Source organism: Neisseria sp. MVDL19-042950, from assembly GCF_030504625.1.
GTDB lineage: Bacteria > Pseudomonadota > Gammaproteobacteria > Burkholderiales > Neisseriaceae > Neisseria.
Map to the genome: position 1 here is coordinate 1 of NZ_JAUKWH010000032.1, position 758 is coordinate 758.

The window sequence follows — 758 nt, forward strand, 5'->3', positions numbered from 1 at the left end:
CGCACCAAAGTGCGGATTCTGAAAGGTACGGTTCAGGACAATGTCGATATTCTGTTTGAAACCCGCGGCGAGCACGGTAATTGGTGGATCAGCGATGATGCGCGCACGATTTATGTAACGGCAGAATGGCTGGATTGGAAGTTGGAAGAGGAAGTGCGCCTTAATCCGCCGAAAGTTGAACCGCAACTGTACTTCTTTACCATGCATAAATCCACCGACGGCGGCCAAACATTCAAGCAGTTGGATTGGCCGAGCGACCGTTCTTTGGGGATGGTGCTGTTTGCCGCCGACGGACGGCGCGGTTATGCCTTCAATTCCGCCAATACCAATAAGCCGGAGTTGTGGCAGACGGCCGATGGCGGGGAAAGTTGGCATGAAGTGGCCATTCCCGCGCCTTACCATCAAAAAGTGCAGCCGTTCTCCCATGATTTCGATACGTTGGCGGTAAATGATGACGGTACTTTATGGATGTCGATGCTGGTACGGCAGGACGGTACGGTCGGTTCGTTGTTGTACCGTGTTCCGTGGCAGCCGGATTTGAGAGATTTGAGCAAAGCCGAACCGTATCACTTTATTCCCGCACACAGGGTAACCGATTTGGTAGAGGCGGGTCGAGATGAGGTGTTGCTGAATACCATGCAATATGCGTTTACCAGCGAAGATCCGGTGGCGGCCGAAAAAGCCGAATCGTATTTTATGTATTTGAAAGAAAAACAGATATTGAACAAAACCAATTTCGGCAGAAAGCTCTATTTGGG

The 758-nt window shown here is 50.9% G+C and carries 1 protein-coding gene; it reads left to right on the top strand.

What is annotated here, in order from left to right; translation table 11 throughout:
• A partial coding sequence (locus Q0X97_RS11805; RefSeq protein WP_302067615.1) for a hypothetical protein occupies positions 1-758 on the top strand: 758 nt, incomplete at both ends.